Consider the following 15,860-nt stretch of genomic DNA (forward strand, 5'->3'; position numbering starts at 1 on the left):
GTGCTCTTTAAAGTTGAAATGAAGGTGAATGTACCAAACGATATAGACAAGGAATTGTTTGCTAAGCAAGTGGATGAAGAAAAAATGAGGGCTAAAGAACTGCAGGAGCAGGGTATTTGGCGGCACTTATGGAGAGTAGCAGGGCAATATGCAAATGTCAGTATTTTTGACGTTGATAGCCCTCAAACATTGCACGATTTGATGATGTCTCTTCCCTTGTTTCCTTACATGGAAGTGGAAGTAACAGCTTTGTGTCATCACCCATCGTCAATACACTCTGATGACCGGTAAAATATAAAAAATAGGGAGAAAAAAGCATGACAAATGTAACGAGTACTGAATACGTTCAAAATTTGTTGGACAAAGCCTCTGGTCTTGATCAAGCGCAGGGCGATCCTCGTTTAAAGGCGATCTTGAGAGATGTGCTGCAAGCGACCTGCGAACTTGTAGAAAAACACAATATAACTGAAGGCGAGTTTTGGTCTGCAGTCTCATTTATGGGAAACGCGGCTCCAGAGTTTGGGTTGATTGTTCCGGGCATAGGTATTGAACACTTTTTTGACCTAGTGCTTGATGCTCGCGACAAGGAAGTTGGAGCTGATGGTGGAACACCACGTACTATCGAAGGGCCATTGTATGTTGAAGGGGCGCCGCTCTCTGACAACGAAGCTGTTATGAGTAATCAGGAAGAAAACGGGGAACGCCTCTATATCAGAGGTCGTGTTCTTAATTTGGATGGAAATCCTCTATCGGGTGCTATTGTTGATGTTTGGCATGCGAATCTTTCTGGATTTTATTCTCACTTTGATCCAACAAATTCTCAAGAACCGTTCAATAATCGCCGTAAGATTAAAGTTGGTGCAGATGGAAGTTATCTGGTCAAAACGGTGATGCCTAAAGGGTATGCCGTACCCCCCAATGGTTCAACGGAACAATTGCTTGATAAGTTGGGACGTCACGGTAATCGTCCAGCTCATGTTCATTTCTTTGCAGATGTAGATGGATACCGCCACCTTACAACTCAAATTAATATTGCGGATGACCCGTTTGTTATGGATGATTTTGCGTATGGCACACGCGAAGGTTTAGTACCAGATATCAAACGAGAAAATGGTGAAGCTACAATTGAGTTTGACCTTGTGCTTGTTGCGAAAGAAAAATCAGCTATTGCAGACAGATCATCGCGGCCCCGTTTAACTGTATAAAGTTTAATTTCTGCTCTCTTTCTTACTTTTGAAAAGAGAGCAGAATTTTGAAAGTACTTTCCTATGCCAGAGAGAATTCTATATAAAGCATCTGACGGGGCGCTTCTTTCAGGATATCAGTTCGGTGATATTTCCAAGCCATGCTTGTACTTTTCTCATTCGTTGGGCTGTACAAGTGAAATGTGGGCCACCGAGATTTCTATTCTTGAAAAAGAATTTTGTTGTTTGGCAATGGATACAAGGGGGCATGGCATATCAGAAGCGACGGTTGGTGCATATTCTCTTGATAGACTTGCATTAGATGTTCTTGAAACTTTGGATTATAAAGGTGTTTCCAAGGCGCACTTTTGTGGATTGTCCCTTGGTGGAATGATTGGGCAGAAGCTCAGCGTTCGCGCCCCTCAAAGGTTTCTCAGTTTCGTACTTGCAGCGACAACTTCCTACATGGGCCCACCGGAAAATTGGCAGCAAAGAATAGACCTAATAACATCTGAGGGAATGGAGCCAATTGCCGCTAGTGCACCAAACAAATGGTTTTCATCAAATGGGGGCGCATCTGATTTTGCTGTAGAGACTTCGATTGGCTGGATATTGTCGACCTCCACAGTTGGTTATTCTGGGTGTTGTGCAGCTATTAGAGATATGGATCTTAGGGGCGTGGTTGAGTTGAACCAAGTCACGACACTTATTCTTGCTGGAAATCAGGATATTGCAACACCGCCAGATAATGCGAAGTTTTTGGCAGAAAAAATAAAGAATTCCACGTTAATTCTAATGGATGGTGGACACCTTTTAAATTTGGAGCAGCCTGAGAGATTTTGTCAGGAAATGCTAGCATTTTACGAAAAAGAACTATTGTTGGAGTTTAAATAGTGCCCCATATAGTTGTGGAATATTCATGCGACGTATTTGAGGAAAAGGATGAAGTAGAGTGCTTCCTTGATCTTCTAGTTGAAGCTTCTGCACGTGCAAACGCCATAATTCCAACGAATCTGAAACTTCGAGCCATGCCGTATAATCACTTCAGAGTATCTGGAGGGAGTGAGCCGTTTGTTCATATAAACGTAGCGTTGATGGAAGGGCCATCGGAGAAAGACTTAGAGCAGTTAGCAGATTTGTTATTTAGTGCCGTTTCTAGACATTTCGCTGAGGTTAAGCAGGTAACGCTGGATGTTAGGACAACTAACCCAAAAACATATCGGAAACGTTAATCCTGTAAGGAGATTGGCTTAATGAGTAGTTCAAAGACTGTAGATACAAAAGAAGAGCTAAAAAGCAAATTTTTTCAAGGGATGAGTTTTGCGGCAGCGACCGTAAATGTGATCACCACGGATGGAGATGCCGGTCGAGCAGGTGTGACAGTTTCAGCGATGTCATCAGTTTCGGCAGACACTGAAAAACCAACTTTATTGGTTTGCATCAACGAGAGCAGTGCTGCTGCCCAAACAATACTTGAAAATGGCGTTTTCTGCGTAAATGTATTGCGAGATAACCAAGCCTACATATCCGATACCTTTGCAGGAAGGTATAAAGATCGGTTTGAGGATAAATTTGACTGTGCAAAATGGGAAAAAGGAGTAACCGGATCCCCTTATGTTGCAGATGCATTGGTGGCTTTTGACTGTGAAATCGTTGCAACTAAGAAAGTTGGAACGCATCATGTTTGTTTTGGTGAAGTACATGATATACAGCAGGGACGAAATGGATCTGCACTTGTTTATGCAAATCGAGTTTACGGAACAACTCAAAAAATAGAAGATGTTTCACTGGATAGCATTGATGTATGTCCAGAGCAGGAAACACTTCGAATTGGGTGTTTTCATACTTTTGCGCCATTCATCATGCCCTATCTAATTTCCAAAATGAATAAACTGCAGCCCAATTTGAATTGGATATTGGTTGAAGGTGATGAGCGGCGACTCAACTCTGCACTAGCTACAGGGGAGATAGATGCTGCAATAATGTTTGACTTTGATGTGGGGGAAAGTATCGAAACTCAACTATTGGCAGAGTTTGAGCCATATGTGCTTCTTAGCGATTCAAATGAGTTATCGGCTAAAACGGAAATTACTCCAGACGATTTGATCGGGAGAGATATGATATCCGTTTCTCATGAATCTAGTCGGCAGTTTCTTGAGGGGTATTTGACGAAGTCAGGTATTCCGACGAATGTTGTCTTTAAGTCATCATCGTTGGAGATGGTTAGAGGATTAGTTGGGCACGATATTGGATTTGCTATTTTAATGACTAAGCCGGCTGCAAACATTACCTATGATGGTTTACCGTTATCGTCGCGCCCGTTGATCACTAATGAGCCTGCGGGAAGGGTTGTGTATTCTCAGAGAAGAGGTGAAAAAAGGTCACGATTGAGTGAAATTTTTAAATTAGCTGCAGAAGACCTTTTCGATTAATTTGAGGGGGGGGCTTTAGCTAAGCAACTTGATTTCGGGTTGCTAAAGCATCAGGAAACTATGTATGGTTCGCGTTCCGCTTAGAAGTTAAATGAATATTCAAGCACCAGTGCGCTATTATTTAGAGTTCCTATATGAAAAAAGATATTTCTATCCAAATTGAAAAGACTGCGGAAGATGACTTTGGTGTTGGTTTTGAACTGGAAGCTTGGCCATTTTATTGGTTAACGAAAGCATACGGTTCTTATATAGCCAAAATGGAAGATGCTCTTCATCAGGTGGAATTGGATATTCCTCGCTGGCGAGTGCTGATGTTGCTAGAGGGGGAAAAGGCAAGAAGTGTTAGTTATTTATCGCAGGAAGCGATTTCAAAATTATCTACTATGACGCGTATTGTTAGTCGAATGGAGAATGATGGGTTGGTTGAAACGCGTGCGCGTGCATCAGATGCTAGAGTTCGAGAAGTGCTTCTAACTAAAAACGGTCGTAGGGCGAGGGTTCTAGCCTGGCAAAAAGCGGAAGAAATTTATAAACAGTCCTTCAGTTCGATGACTAGAGATGAGGTTGATGAATTCAATCGCCTGTTAAAAAAGTGCAATGAAGGCAGTAAAGGCATTTAGCTTCTCTTTTGGAATAGTTAGAGTAAGAAACTCTATTGTTCTCATGCGTTTATGTGTCAGCAATTTTATTGCATGAATTGTCAATTAAATAATTGATTGGTATTAAGGTTTACTCCCCCTAGGTGGCTCGATTTAGAAGATTTCTCCGCGCAACGCGCGGAGCTGGGAGGAATATGCATGCAGAATAAGGCGAATTCTCATTCTGAGCCTGCGCTTTTGTGGGTCGGAATTGCTTGCATATTCATGTATTGATGGCATTATCAACCTCATGGCCTCTCAGCTTAAGCTGGGAGCAATTGAGGGAGTTACTAAAATGAATCTATTTGGCCAAAAAGATAAGAAACCAAGCATGGTTATGGGTAACGAAAAAATTTACCCAATGACCTATGGTGGAGCACAAGTTGAGGGCATCTCTCGTGATGCTGTACTTAATCCTTTTGATTTGAGTGTTGTTGGATATAGCTCAGTTGCCAGCCTCGATCAATTAGATGATGCTGTGAGATGTGCGCGTAAGGCATTTGAATCGTGGTCTACTCGACCGGATTCGCAAAGAGCTGAAGCTTGCCTCAAGATAGCTAAGGTTTTTGAGGATAATGCGCAAGAATTATCCCGACTGATCACTCAAGAGCAGGGGAAGCCATTGAATGCTGGCGGTTTTGGTTCTGGGTTTGAGGTTGGTGGTTGTATAGGTTGGTGCCGAGCGACATCAATTTTGAAAATCGACGACAAGAAGATATTGGATGCTGATGGCGTAACTGTCATCCAAAAAAGTGTTCCAATGGGGGTTATTGGATCTATAACACCCTGGAATTGGCCTTTGTTGATTGCTGTTTGGCATTTTATACCTGCAATTCGCACAGGAAACACGGTTATCATCAAGCCTTCACCTCTGACTCCTCTTTCTACCCTACGTGCTGTGGAGTTGATTAATGAAGTATTGCCTCCTGGCGTTTTGAATGTAGTGCCAGGTGGTGCTGAAATAGGCGCAGCTATTTCTTCTCATGCGGATATAGATAAAGTTGTTTTCACAGGCTCAACCGCAACAGGGCGGCGTGTAATGGCCAGCGCTTCAGAAAATATTACTCCTTGTTCGCTGGAACTTGGAGGCAATGACGCTGCTATAGTGCTTCCCGGTGCGCCGGTTGCGGCTATGGCTCCAGGTTTGTTTTTTGGTAAATTTATTAATGCGGGCCAAACTTGTGGCTCTATCCAGCGTTTGTACGTTCATGAATCAGACTATGAGGCTGTCTGTTCTGCTTTGGTCGAGCTAGCCAAGACAACAAATGTTGGGGATGGGCTCCTTCCTGATACTGATTTGGGGCCTGTGCAAAACAAAGCTCAATTTGAAAAGGTTCGAGAAATGGTGGGGGACGCTATCAAGCAGGGAGCTCAACTACTAGTTGGTGGAGAGTCGATTGGAGAGGGATATGCATTAACGCCAGCTATTTTGTCTCATTGCACTCATGATATGGAAATAGTCGCAAAAGAGCAATTTGGACCGGCGCTTCCCATCGTAAAATACTCAAGCATTGATCAAGCCATTGCAATGGCTAACTCAACAGACTCTGGCTTATGTGCTTCAGTTTGGGGTACTGATCCAGATTTGCTTCAATCTGTTTCGGATCGCTTGATTGCAGGAACTGTATACATAAATACGCACGCCGAATTGAATCCGATGGTTCCCTTTGGTGGTGTGAAGCAGTCCGGTATCGGTGTCCTATTTGGTGAGGATGGCCTTAAGTCATTTGTAAATACAAAAATCCTATATCAGCGATCTGTTGGGTGAAGTGTCCCCAATATGCTACACCGCGCGCCTAAAAGATGAATATTCAAGTATGTGACTAGCATTTAGTCATTTGTGCTTCATAGTGATGCTAATTCGGCTATTAAACGCGAAAATGCAGGCTGATTGTTGAGAAATCACAAAAGATGATTAATCAATCAAAATTCTGGTATCGGATTTTATGAGGAGGAAGCAGAATGTCTTACAAGCGAAGTTCACTTTTAGCGAGTGTGTCTCTGGGGGTGGTATTGAGCGCTGCGCAATTTGCAGCGGCGCAAGAGGTGGGTGCAACAATTGAGGAGCAGGGGCGTCCAAACGTTCTTGCTCCGATCATTGTAACATCTCAAAAAAGAAAACAAAACCTTCAGGATGTAGCTGTTTCAGTTACCGCATTTTCAGGTGATCAACTTGAAGCCTTGGGGTTGAACAGTAGCACTGAGATAACCGAGCAAATTCCTGGACTTCAATTGAATGCTTGGTCTCCTAACGTTACTATCTTCAATTTGCGGGGTATCTCTCAAAACAATTTCACCGACTATCTGGAAGCGCCGGTAGCTGTGTATCTTGATGATGCATACATGGGGTCCATAAATGGTATTTCTGGGCAGCTGTATGACACTCGACGCGTTGAGGTTTTGCGTGGCCCCCAAGGAACGCTATTTGGTCGCAATGCGACTGGAGGGTTGATACACTTCGTTTCAAATGACGCAAGTGATGAAGACACAAATGGATATGTTAAAGGCGCTATTGGGAATTTTAACCGCAAAGAAATTGAAGGGGCTATCGGTGGCTCGTTAGCGTCAAATGTTCGTGCGCGTGTTTCAGGGCGATTTGCTTCCGCTGACGGCTATGTTGAATCTGCTCCATCTCCTGCTGTTGGGTTTGAGGGGAGTGGTCAAGACATTGGTGGTGAAGATGGTTTCGCTATCCGTGGAAACTTGCAAGTTGACTTTACAGAAAAATTAACTGGAAGCTTTTGGCTAAAATACAGTGAAGACAACGATGTGCCGACCGGAGGTTATGTTTTTGCAAACTGTGAGTTTGAAGCAAATGGCTATTGTGCTACAGATGCTGGCGGTCGCAGCAATGGTACCAACGGGGTAATCAACGGAATAACTGGCGAGCCAGCTAGCCCCTATGACAACTTTGGTGAGCAATCGGGTGCCTTCAACCGGGATACAACAATTTATCAGGCAGATTTTGATTATGCACTTGATAATGGAGTAGAGCTTACATCTATCACCAACTTTACAGATTTGAATAAAACATATTCTGAAGATGCGGATGCGCTTCCAGTTTTGGTCGTAAACTTCGATACAGAAGCGAAATATCAACAACTATCTCAAGAAGTACGTCTATCCGGTAACACTGATAAATTGGAATGGCAAGTTGGTGCGTACTACCTAGATATTGATATCGATGGTGGTCTTCTAACAGCAGGGGCCCCTATTGTTGGGGCCGCACTGTCTGTTGGATTGCCTGGTGCTGAGGCAGTTTTAAATGAAGGTTATTCGCTTGGTTCTCAAAATACTTCTGTTTTTGGTCAGCTGGAATATGAACTGGCTCCTGCTTTGTCGTTGACGGCTGGGTTGCGTTACTCAATGGACGAGAAGTCTATAGATTATGTTTCTTCTGTGGAAGAGGGGGGAGACAGTGTTGAGTTGGTCACAAACGAGCTATTCTCTTCTATCATTCAAGGAATTGATGAAATTGAATACGATGACTGGGCTGGTCGATTAGCACTTGATTGGCGAGTTGCAGATAACACTTTGTTATTTGCTTCGGTGAATCGCGGCATAAAAGGCGGTAATTGGACTCTGTCAGCCAACGTTACACCTGATAAGTTTCAGCATGACGAAGAAGTGCTGATATCGTATGAGGCTGGTGTAAAAACAGAAACTGACGATGGTCAGCTGAGATTCAACGCGACTGCTTATTATTACGATTATGAAGACTATCAATCGTTTTCGCTTCTTAACCTTGCGCCTCAGGTCAGCAATACAGATGCGACAGCATATGGTGGAGAATTCGAACTGTTTTGGTCTCCTACAGATAATTTCAATGCTGTTCTTGGGATGAGCTTTCAAGAAACTGAGGTTGATAATGTTGAGTTAGTAGGAGAGGCGTTTGGTCCTGAGTTCTTCCCAGGCGCTCCTGATACAGAGTATTGCATAAATCAAAATGATGGTTCATTTTTCTGTGATTATCCAATTGACAGTCTCACAGGAGCGGAATTGCCAAACGCACCTACTGTTAGCTTAAACTATCTTTTCCGTTACAATGTAGATGCTTTAGGTGGAAATATAGCACTGCAGATGGATGGTGTGTGGTATGGTGATCAATTCCTAGAAGTTACAAATTCAATTGCTTCTCAGCAAAAATCGTATGGATTAACTAACCTGTCAGCGTCCTGGGCGAATGACAATGGTTTGGAGTTGAGTGTCTTTGCTAAAAATGTGCTTGAGGAAGAGTATGCTGCGTACTCATTGGATTTGGGGTTGCTTGGAACTACCCAGTTCTTTGGCCCGCCACGTACATTCGGAGTTACGCTGGCTAAGCGCTTCTAAATCTGCCCTAAACGAATAACATATCACTCCAATTACTGACCTCTCTTCAATTATACGAAGGGAGGTTTCTTTTTTTGGGGGGGCAACAGTATATCTGAGGAGAAAAATGTTCGCTTTTGCGTGATATTCAATACAATGATGGAAGTTAATTATAGTGGGTGGGGAAGGGTGTGTAAGTTGGTTAAGTAAGAGTGGTGCTGAAGCAGCGTGGGCAAATACCATCCAGCTTAGAGATGTATAATCCGGATGGTGTTTGAAATCAATTTTATTTCGACGCTTTTAATTGGGAGAGTGTTACAAAAATAAAGGCAGCTACAATAAGGCAAATGGCAGAAAATGTTAGCATTCCTGTATAGCCCTGACTTTCTATCAGTCTGCCAGATACCATAGGGCCTAAAACTGCACCGCCAGAAAGGCTCGCACCACACAAGGCCACAAATCGACCTTGTTTATCAAGCCTTGCAGTGAGTCCGAATGTAAAAGATAGTATATAGTTTACAGTGAATAAAAAAAGAATACTACCAGCGGCAAACCCAGCGGTTCCTGGCACGAACGCCAGAATTGCAAGCGCTACCAAATGAACCGTTGCAATGATTATAAATTGGATCGTCTGGCTCGCCTTATTGGATAGGATAGCAGCTAAAAAACCGCCAAGACCCATAGCGATAAGGCCAATAGAAAGTGTTGCCCCTATTATGCTTCCTGATATTTCGCGATCGCTTCCCAAAAATTCCAGAAAGGCCCAACTTCCCATCATTCCTGAAAAGAATGTTAGACTAATTACGACTGATATAAGGATCAATAGAAGATTTCCGGAGTTTTCTGCTGGGTAAAATTTATCCAAATCGCGCCTTGTATTATCTTGTTTTGGAATCCCCAATGCTCCAAAACCAAGCAGGAGTAAAGCCATTAACATAACACCGATGAATCCGGTAAACCCAGCTTTTGGGAGAATGAAAACTGGGGCAGCAAAAAGAACTATTGCGCCGGGAAACGTTTCCATTCCAAGCTTGACGGCAAAGGCTTTTTGTGGGCGCTCACTGTCACCTAGGACCGTCATAGATAAAGAATACAGTAGTCCCATTCCAATGCCTGTGAGGAACATTGCGCTAAGCAGGTGTAGGTAGCTATTTATAGCTAGAAATAATCCGGTACCAATAATTGATATTAAAAGCCCGATGAGTGATGTTGCGCGCCAATCAATCTTTCGGATCCAAAATAGAGCGCTTATACTCATACCGGTAAAGCTAGCGTTGAATGCCGCGGCTGCATCTCCAACTTGTTGCGGTGTAAGTTCAAAAGTTCCGCCTATTAGACTGAGAAATATCGGCATTACTCCGAACATCAGTGCTCCCGCTCCGGCTAAAAATCCGGCCCCTAGGTAGACTTTGGTGTTATCGATATAACTAATATTGTTGGTGTCTGTTACATTCATTTTTTTTGGACCTCTTTTCTGGTTATTATCATTAAATAGAGGTTAGCTTAAGGTTATTACTTGACTTTTCAAGTAAAATTATCTTGGATCGTATAACTAAGGTTTTTCTATGATTTTTTCGTATGAATTCACTTTTAAATTAGTGCACTAAAAGTAAATACTCTGGATTTTTTGTTTTGTAACAGTTGTAAAATGGAAAATTGGGAGGTGTTCATTGAGAGAGAAAATACAAGAAAGATTGAATATTAATCTTTTCAGGGGGTGTGAATATTACATAGGCGTAGTCCGCGGTATTTAGGAATACGTCGCCTTATATTGATATGGTTTTTCGAAGTAAGAAATTCCGTGACTGTACAAGAATACAAATTGCTTAACTAGGTCTGGGGACACGGTATATTGTGTTCTGTCTTGGTTATTTGGGGCCAGATATGGATGAGGAAAAGATAAATGGTTTTTTGGAATAAGAAAAGTTCGGAAAAGACAGGCAATTCAACGAAAATTGATTTCATTTATTTGTCTGAGCAAGATATGATCCGTGCTGGTGTGACTGATATGCCTAGATGTGTTGATACAATGGAAGAGATGTTCGCATTGTTACATCACGGTGATTACCGAATGGCCGGTGCACAAAACAATTCACACGGCGCTTTAATCCTTTTTCCCGAAGATTCACCTTTCCCTACTATGCCGAAGCCAACTGCGGATCGTCGTTTGATGGCAATGCCGGCTTATCTCGGTGGCAATTTTGGCACTTCCGGTGTGAAATGGTATGGTTCAAATATCGCGAATCGTGAGCTCGGTCTGCCACGTTCAATTTTAATGTTCATTCTCACTGATACAGTCACAAGTGCGCCCTTAGCATTTATGTCAGCTAATCTTCTATCCGCTTACAGAACAGGCGCCATACCGGGTGTTGGGGCTCGATATCTAGCTAGAAAAGATTCTAAAGTGGCTGCTATTTATGGCCCTGGCGTAATGGGTAAAACCACTCTTGCCGCATTTATCGCAGCTTGCCCTTTGATTGATACTCTTAAGGTGAAAGGGCGCGGTCAGAAAAGCCTTGATGACTTTATTGGTTGGGTAAAAGACACATATCCTCAAGTAAAAAAAATCATCACTGTTCAAGATGAGCAGGAGCTTTGTAGCGATGCTGATGTTATTGCTTACTGTCCGTCGTCGCCATCCGGTGACCCTTCAAAGTACCCAATGGTGAAGCGTGAATGGCTTAAGCCAGGTGCTTTCTTAGCCATGCCGGCCGCGGGAAATTTCGACAAATCGATGGAAGCCAGCGATGTACGTAAAGTATTAGATAATACTAGTTTGTATGAAGCTTGGGCTGAAGAAATACCAAGCCCGACCCATAACATTGTGCCTCTAATTGGAATGAAGTTTATGGATATGCTCAAAGAGGGTGCCATGAAGCCCGAGGAGCTAGAGGACTTGGGTGCTATGGTTGCGGGTGCCGCACCAGCTCGAAAAAATGATGAAGAGATTATTATGCTTTCAGTGGGTGGGATGCCTGTTGAGGATGTTGCTTGGGCGACCGTTGTGTATCGAAATGCGATTGAAAAAGGCATTGGTGTTACCTTGAATCTCTGGGATGAGCCTGTCCTTCGCTAAACAGCAGATCTATTTTCTTTATAAGTTGGAAACGAAGTGAAAATGACCAAAGTAACTAAATTAAAAACAGGTTCTAAATTTGAAGATCTTGCTAGGTATTCTCGAGCCGTTTGCGTAGGCGATTTTATATTCGTTTCCAACACAGCAGGACGAAATCTAGAAACACAAGAAATGCCTGATACCTTAGCTGGCCAGACTGAGCAAATGTTTTTAAACATAGAATCTGCATTAGAGGTAGTGGGGGCTAGTCTCAAGGATGTAATTTCCTATAGACTGTTCGTGCCTAATCCAGAAGATCTTGGAATTCTAGCGCCGATATTAGGTCAGAAATTTAAGGATATTGATCCAACGAGCACAGTCACCTGCCCTCAATTAGCTGCACCATACTATAAGGTTGAGATGGAAGTAACAGCATATAGAGGGGCTTCTGCTTTGGAGACAGAAACGATAAATATTGGAAAATAGGTACCATTTTTGTATTGGTTAAGTATTTTCTATTGGCTGGAATGAGTTCTGATGGCACCTATAATCTCTCCTGTATTAACAACTAAAGATATCCCTGATGAAAGTCATGTTGTAATCATCGGGGGAGGCATTATTGGCCTAGTAGCTGCTTTGAATTTAGCAGAGAGGGGGGTGCCGGTTGTCGTTCTTGAAAAGGGAAGAATTGCTGCTGAACAGTCTTCTCGTAATCTTGGTTGGATAAGAAAATTAAACCGTTCGGCACATGATATGCCTTTGGCATTGGCAGCTGAAAGGATTTGGGCTGATTTGTCTCAACGAACAGGAATGGACGTCGGTTATCGTACCCCAGGATTAATGTTTGCGGCGCGCTCTGAGATTGAGTTAGACAAATACCGTGGCTGGTTACAATCAGTAGAAGGTCTTTCTTTGGGGGCAAAGCTCGTAACGCAAGATGATATCAATGAAATCGTGCCAGGGGGGACTATTACTTGGGCGGGTGGGATTCATATGCCAACTGATGGATATGCTGAGCCGACGCTTGCTTCTACCGCCATTGCAACTGCAGCACTTCGAGCTGGAGCACTAATTGTAGAAAATTGTGCTGCACGTACTTTGAATTTAAATTCGCAAAATGAAGTTTTAAGTGTGGTTACCGAGCGAGGTTTGATACACTGCAATCAGGTGCTTCTGTCTGGTGGAATTTGGTCTCGACGTTTTCTGAAAAACCTAAATATCTCCTTGCCGACCCTTCCAATGGTGGGATCAGTTATAAGAACTGCCCCGATGGAGGGGCCGTCAGATATAGCATTTGGGGCTTCAAATTTCTCGTTTCGAAAATGCCTTGATGGCGGTTATATATTGATGCAACGCGGAGCTTTAGATGCTCCGATGACACCTGACCATATAGCTTTGGGAATGAAGTACATTCCTGCATTAAAAGCAAACGCTGAGTTTGTGCGCCCGAATATTGGTCGATATTTCTTTGAAGAATTGTTTAGAGGATTCGCTCGGAGCGGTAAAAAGGTTTCGCCTTTCGAGCGTGAGCGTATTCAGAACCCGCAAGTCAATAGAGACCTTGTTAAGGAAGCATTGAATGCCGCAACTGAGGCATGGCCGGCTTTTGCAGATGTTAAAGTTTGTTCAACATGGGCGGGGGTGATCGACATCACTCCAGATTCTGATCCTATTATATCAAAGGTGGATGATGTTCCGGGGTTAACTTTGGCGACAGGCTTTTCTGGGCATGGGTTCGGTACATCTCCAGCTGCAGGGCAATTGGCTGCTGATCTTATCATGGGTACAAATCCTATCGTTGATAATGCATCTTATCGTTTCGATCGTTTTTAATAACAACAAGTGTTTGTAGATTTTATCACAAATTGACGACTTTGGAGCTGGTTGGCGTATGCCAAAGCCTTGATCTAGTAGATCAAAGCTTTGCAGAAAAGCCTCCGACAGGAGCTTCATCAAGGTGCCACTGCCAGTGTTCGAACTTTTTCATCTGGGCGGCACACCTTTCTAAGTTTGGAAGCGAAGTAGGGGTTAAAACCTATTCCACCAGAAGCGCATTGTTTCATGCTGTAAATTCAAGCTGAGTTGCGACATTTCTTATACATTATTGAAGTTTCATAAGTTCTTCTCTGAATACTTCTTGGGGGGTGCGATAGCCAAGACATTTGCGCGGCGTGTCATTCATTTTCTGGTTTATTTCCCTTAAGGATGAATACGGTAGTGCGTGCAAGTCCAGATCTCTTGGTAAATATCTACGGGCCCGTTTATTGAAATTCTCAACACTGCCTTTTTGCCATGGAGCTGACGGATCACAAAACCAGCTCTGTGTATCCATTTCAGCTTCTAAGTAACGCCAGGCTACAAATTCAAATCCACGGTCAAATGTAATAGATTTTCTTGCTTTAAAGGGCAGATGGGAAAACACATTTACGAGTTTCTTCATAAGCGGTTTTGACTTACGGTCATCATTTTTGAGAAGAACAGCATAGCGTGTTTTGCGTTCGACAATTGCAGCTATATTGGTTTGTCCCAGTATTTTTTGGAATATCATAAGATCACCTTCCCAATCTCCAAAATCTACCCGCGATTGAATGGATGGTGGCCGCTGTTTAATCGAGCGTTCTAGTGGAAAAATATAGTTTTTTGAACGTCTTGAGTATCTTGGCCGTCGTTTTTTTCGACGCATTGGTAAATATTGTGCAAGTGATAATGCGTGACCTTCATCGGAATATACATAGGCGTAAATTGTTTCGTGAGACACTTGATGGGGCGCGTTTTCGTGCTTGAGACGACCTGCAATCTGCTCTGGGGTCCATCCGGTTTTAAGCTGTTCAATAACCGCAACGAGTAGTTTGGGAATTTGAATGAGCTTGCGCTGCTTTTTGCGCCGATCCTGGGCCTTAGCATGCGCTAAAACACAATGATATCCGTCATAATCGGGCATATCTTTATCTTGAAAACTATTGCGATCAATTTCTCGATAAATCGTTGATCGATGCCTTCCGAGCCTATTTGCAATCTGTGAAATAGGGATGTGGCGATGTTTGAGGGACGCAAGTTCGCGTCGCTCACTTATACTAAGTTCTGAGTGCGTCATTGAATATCTTTCCATTTCAAGATAAATACTGGTTTGTCGCAACTCAATTTAGAATGTGCCCCTCTTACATTTGTATGACGCATAATCAACGTTATGTGCAATAGTAGTAAGGTCAAAATCGCTGAAGTGCTTGGCTGAGGTGGTCTAACCTCGGTGTTAAAATCCAGCAGCGATGAAGTGCTTGGGAACATTTTATCAGGAAAGTAGGTGTGCCTGAAAATCCAGATGGCGCACTAATCGGCTTTATCAAAAAGAAAGATTCGCTCCGCCAAAAATCCCTTTTTTAAGTAAATCGGTTCCTAAAGGCTCGAACGAAAAGATAGACTGTCGTCTCACCTTCCCGCTAGTTCAACCTAGCGCTGACTTCTCTTGCCGAGTATATAACAAGCAGCATTGAAAGACACCAAAAAAGATACTATATAAAGCATGAACAATGGAGCTTTGTTATGGTTCAACAAATTTTTGCAGATATGACTGCTAGCATTACTGATTTGAAAAAAAGCCCGATGAATATCGTCGAGGCTGCGGATGGCGAAGCCGTGGCGATTTTGAACCACAATGTTCCCGCCTTTTATTGTGTACCTGCGGATATGTATAAGCGCATGGTCGAACTAATCGAGGATGCGGAACTCAACACACTCGCAGATGCCAGAGAAGACGGCCCATTTGTAGAAGTTGATTTGAGTGACTTATAAACTCGAATTTCATGCTCTGGCGCTCAAGGAATGGAAAAAACTAAGTCCCTCCATTCGTGACCAACTGAAGAAGAAACTCTCTGAACGCTTGGAAAATCCTTGCCTTCCCTCTGCACGCCTTTCCGGTTCTCAAAATAGATATAAAATTAAGCTACGCTCAAGCGGGTATCGACTTGTCTATGCAGTCGATAACGATCGTATAGTTGTTAAAGTTATTTCTGTCGGAAAACGCGAAAGAAGTGAAGTCTATAGGAAAGCAGATAAGCGTTAGGATTGAGACGAACGCTGCCTCCTACTTCCATTTGTTCAGTTATACGTTTAGCCCTCCAATTGTGTTCATGGGACATGAAATGGCCCTAAGCTGCCTGATGAACAATGCGGCCATATAGACAATTGTAGACTACTTAGAAATGATGCAAACCTAATTTGAGTTTGGGGGTAGCTATACAAT

Annotated in this window: 15 protein-coding genes; 13 read left to right on the plus strand and 2 right to left on the minus strand. The window is 43.0% G+C overall.

What is annotated here, in order from left to right; genetic code table 11:
- From catC to ACFQS8_RS07175, 8 genes are all read left to right on the plus strand, one after another.
- The gene (gene catC / locus ACFQS8_RS07140; protein ID WP_382166613.1) at positions 1-291 is read left to right on the plus strand and encodes a muconolactone Delta-isomerase; all 291 of its coding nucleotides are present in this window, start codon (positions 1-3) and stop codon (positions 289-291) included.
- A gap of 26 nt (positions 292-317) precedes the next feature.
- Positions 318-1,205 (plus strand): dioxygenase family protein, encoded by an 888-nt coding sequence (locus ACFQS8_RS07145; RefSeq protein ID WP_382166614.1) that lies wholly within the window; start codon positions 318-320, stop codon positions 1,203-1,205.
- Between the two features lie 63 nt (positions 1,206-1,268).
- Entirely contained in the window at positions 1,269-2,078 is an 810-nt protein-coding gene (locus tag ACFQS8_RS07150) for an alpha/beta fold hydrolase (RefSeq protein ID WP_382166615.1), read from the plus strand.
- A gap of 14 nt (positions 2,079-2,092) precedes the next feature.
- Complete coding sequence (locus ACFQS8_RS07155; protein WP_382166627.1) at positions 2,093-2,416, plus strand: hypothetical protein; 324 nt, start codon at positions 2,093-2,095, stop codon at positions 2,414-2,416.
- A 21-nt stretch (positions 2,417-2,437) separates the two neighbouring features.
- Positions 2,438-3,616, plus strand: coding sequence for a flavin reductase (locus ACFQS8_RS07160; protein WP_382166616.1), 1,179 nt, complete (start codon positions 2,438-2,440; stop codon positions 3,614-3,616).
- 134 nt (positions 3,617-3,750) lie between these two features.
- Positions 3,751-4,236, plus strand: coding sequence for a MarR family winged helix-turn-helix transcriptional regulator (locus ACFQS8_RS07165; protein ID WP_382166617.1), 486 nt, complete (start codon positions 3,751-3,753; stop codon positions 4,234-4,236).
- A gap of 355 nt (positions 4,237-4,591) precedes the next feature.
- Positions 4,592-6,022 (plus strand): aldehyde dehydrogenase family protein, encoded by a 1,431-nt coding sequence (locus ACFQS8_RS07170; RefSeq protein ID WP_417461687.1) that lies wholly within the window; start codon positions 4,592-4,594, stop codon positions 6,020-6,022.
- 194 nt (positions 6,023-6,216) lie between these two features.
- On the plus strand, positions 6,217-8,586 hold the full coding sequence (locus ACFQS8_RS07175; RefSeq protein WP_382166619.1) for a TonB-dependent receptor: 2,370 nt from the start codon (positions 6,217-6,219) through the stop codon (positions 8,584-8,586).
- Positions 8,587-8,851: 265 nt separating this feature from the next.
- Here ACFQS8_RS07175 and ACFQS8_RS07180 read toward each other — a convergent pair whose 3' ends face one another.
- Positions 8,852-10,021, minus strand: coding sequence for an MFS transporter (locus ACFQS8_RS07180; protein WP_382166620.1), 1,170 nt, complete (start codon positions 10,019-10,021; stop codon positions 8,852-8,854).
- A 447-nt stretch (positions 10,022-10,468) separates the two neighbouring features.
- Here ACFQS8_RS07180 and ACFQS8_RS07185 point away from each other — a divergent pair, with 447 nt between their 5' ends.
- Genes ACFQS8_RS07185 through ACFQS8_RS07195 form a run of 3 tightly spaced genes read left to right on the plus strand, consistent with a single transcriptional unit; the run spans position 10,469 to position 13,453 of the window.
- Positions 10,469-11,641 carry a tyramine oxidase subunit B gene (locus ACFQS8_RS07185; protein WP_382166621.1) on the plus strand — a complete coding sequence of 391 codons (1,173 nt, stop codon included), beginning with the start codon at positions 10,469-10,471 and terminating at the stop codon, positions 11,639-11,641.
- Between the two features lie 42 nt (positions 11,642-11,683).
- Complete coding sequence (locus tag ACFQS8_RS07190; protein WP_382166622.1) at positions 11,684-12,106, plus strand: Rid family hydrolase; 423 nt, start codon at positions 11,684-11,686, stop codon at positions 12,104-12,106.
- Between the two features lie 51 nt (positions 12,107-12,157).
- Positions 12,158-13,453: an NAD(P)/FAD-dependent oxidoreductase gene (locus ACFQS8_RS07195; protein ID WP_382166623.1), complete on the plus strand. Its 1,296-nt coding sequence runs from the start codon at positions 12,158-12,160 to the stop codon at positions 13,451-13,453.
- Between the two features lie 268 nt (positions 13,454-13,721).
- Here ACFQS8_RS07195 and ACFQS8_RS07200 read toward each other — a convergent pair whose 3' ends face one another.
- Entirely contained in the window at positions 13,722-14,714 is a 993-nt protein-coding gene (locus ACFQS8_RS07200) for an IS30 family transposase (RefSeq protein ID WP_465262335.1), read from the minus strand.
- Between the two features lie 446 nt (positions 14,715-15,160).
- Between ACFQS8_RS07200 and ACFQS8_RS07205 the strand changes: the two genes are divergently transcribed.
- Together ACFQS8_RS07205 and ACFQS8_RS07210 are read left to right on the plus strand one after the other, a co-directional pair.
- Positions 15,161-15,409 (plus strand): type II toxin-antitoxin system Phd/YefM family antitoxin, encoded by a 249-nt coding sequence (locus tag ACFQS8_RS07205; RefSeq protein WP_382166625.1) that lies wholly within the window; start codon positions 15,161-15,163, stop codon positions 15,407-15,409.
- Positions 15,399-15,680 (plus strand): type II toxin-antitoxin system RelE family toxin, encoded by a 282-nt coding sequence (locus ACFQS8_RS07210; protein ID WP_382166626.1) that lies wholly within the window; start codon positions 15,399-15,401, stop codon positions 15,678-15,680. The genes ACFQS8_RS07205 and ACFQS8_RS07210 overlap by 11 nt, the downstream gene beginning before the upstream one ends.
- Positions 15,681-15,860 lie beyond the last annotated feature (180 nt).

Source organism: Hirschia litorea (assembly GCF_042665075.1).
In the GTDB taxonomy this organism is placed as follows: domain Bacteria; phylum Pseudomonadota; class Alphaproteobacteria; order Caulobacterales; family Hyphomonadaceae; genus Hirschia; species Hirschia litorea.

Excerpts from the sequence above, each read along its gene's own strand:
- ACFQS8_RS07145 (WP_382166614.1), top strand. The coding sequence starts at position 318 with ATGACAAATGTAACGAGTACTGAATACGTTCAAAATTTGTTGGACAAA.
- ACFQS8_RS07205 (WP_382166625.1), top strand. The coding sequence starts at position 15,161 with ATGGTTCAACAAATTTTTGCAGATATGACTGCTAGCATTACTGATTTG.
- ACFQS8_RS07170 (WP_417461687.1), top strand. The coding sequence starts at position 4,592 with ATGGGTAACGAAAAAATTTACCCAATGACCTATGGTGGAGCACAAGTT.
- ACFQS8_RS07200 (WP_465262335.1), bottom strand. The coding sequence starts at position 14,714 with ATGACGCACTCAGAACTTAGTATAAGTGAGCGACGCGAACTTGCGTCC.
- ACFQS8_RS07165 (WP_382166617.1), top strand. The coding sequence starts at position 3,751 with ATGAAAAAAGATATTTCTATCCAAATTGAAAAGACTGCGGAAGATGAC.
- ACFQS8_RS07180 (WP_382166620.1), bottom strand. The coding sequence starts at position 10,021 with ATGAATGTAACAGACACCAACAATATTAGTTATATCGATAACACCAAA.
- ACFQS8_RS07150 (WP_382166615.1), top strand. The coding sequence starts at position 1,269 with ATGCCAGAGAGAATTCTATATAAAGCATCTGACGGGGCGCTTCTTTCA.
- ACFQS8_RS07185 (WP_382166621.1), top strand. The coding sequence starts at position 10,469 with ATGGTTTTTTGGAATAAGAAAAGTTCGGAAAAGACAGGCAATTCAACG.
- ACFQS8_RS07175 (WP_382166619.1), top strand. The coding sequence starts at position 6,217 with ATGTCTTACAAGCGAAGTTCACTTTTAGCGAGTGTGTCTCTGGGGGTG.
- ACFQS8_RS07195 (WP_382166623.1), top strand. The coding sequence starts at position 12,158 with ATGGCACCTATAATCTCTCCTGTATTAACAACTAAAGATATCCCTGAT.
- ACFQS8_RS07160 (WP_382166616.1), top strand. The coding sequence starts at position 2,438 with ATGAGTAGTTCAAAGACTGTAGATACAAAAGAAGAGCTAAAAAGCAAA.
- ACFQS8_RS07190 (WP_382166622.1), top strand. The coding sequence starts at position 11,684 with ATGACCAAAGTAACTAAATTAAAAACAGGTTCTAAATTTGAAGATCTT.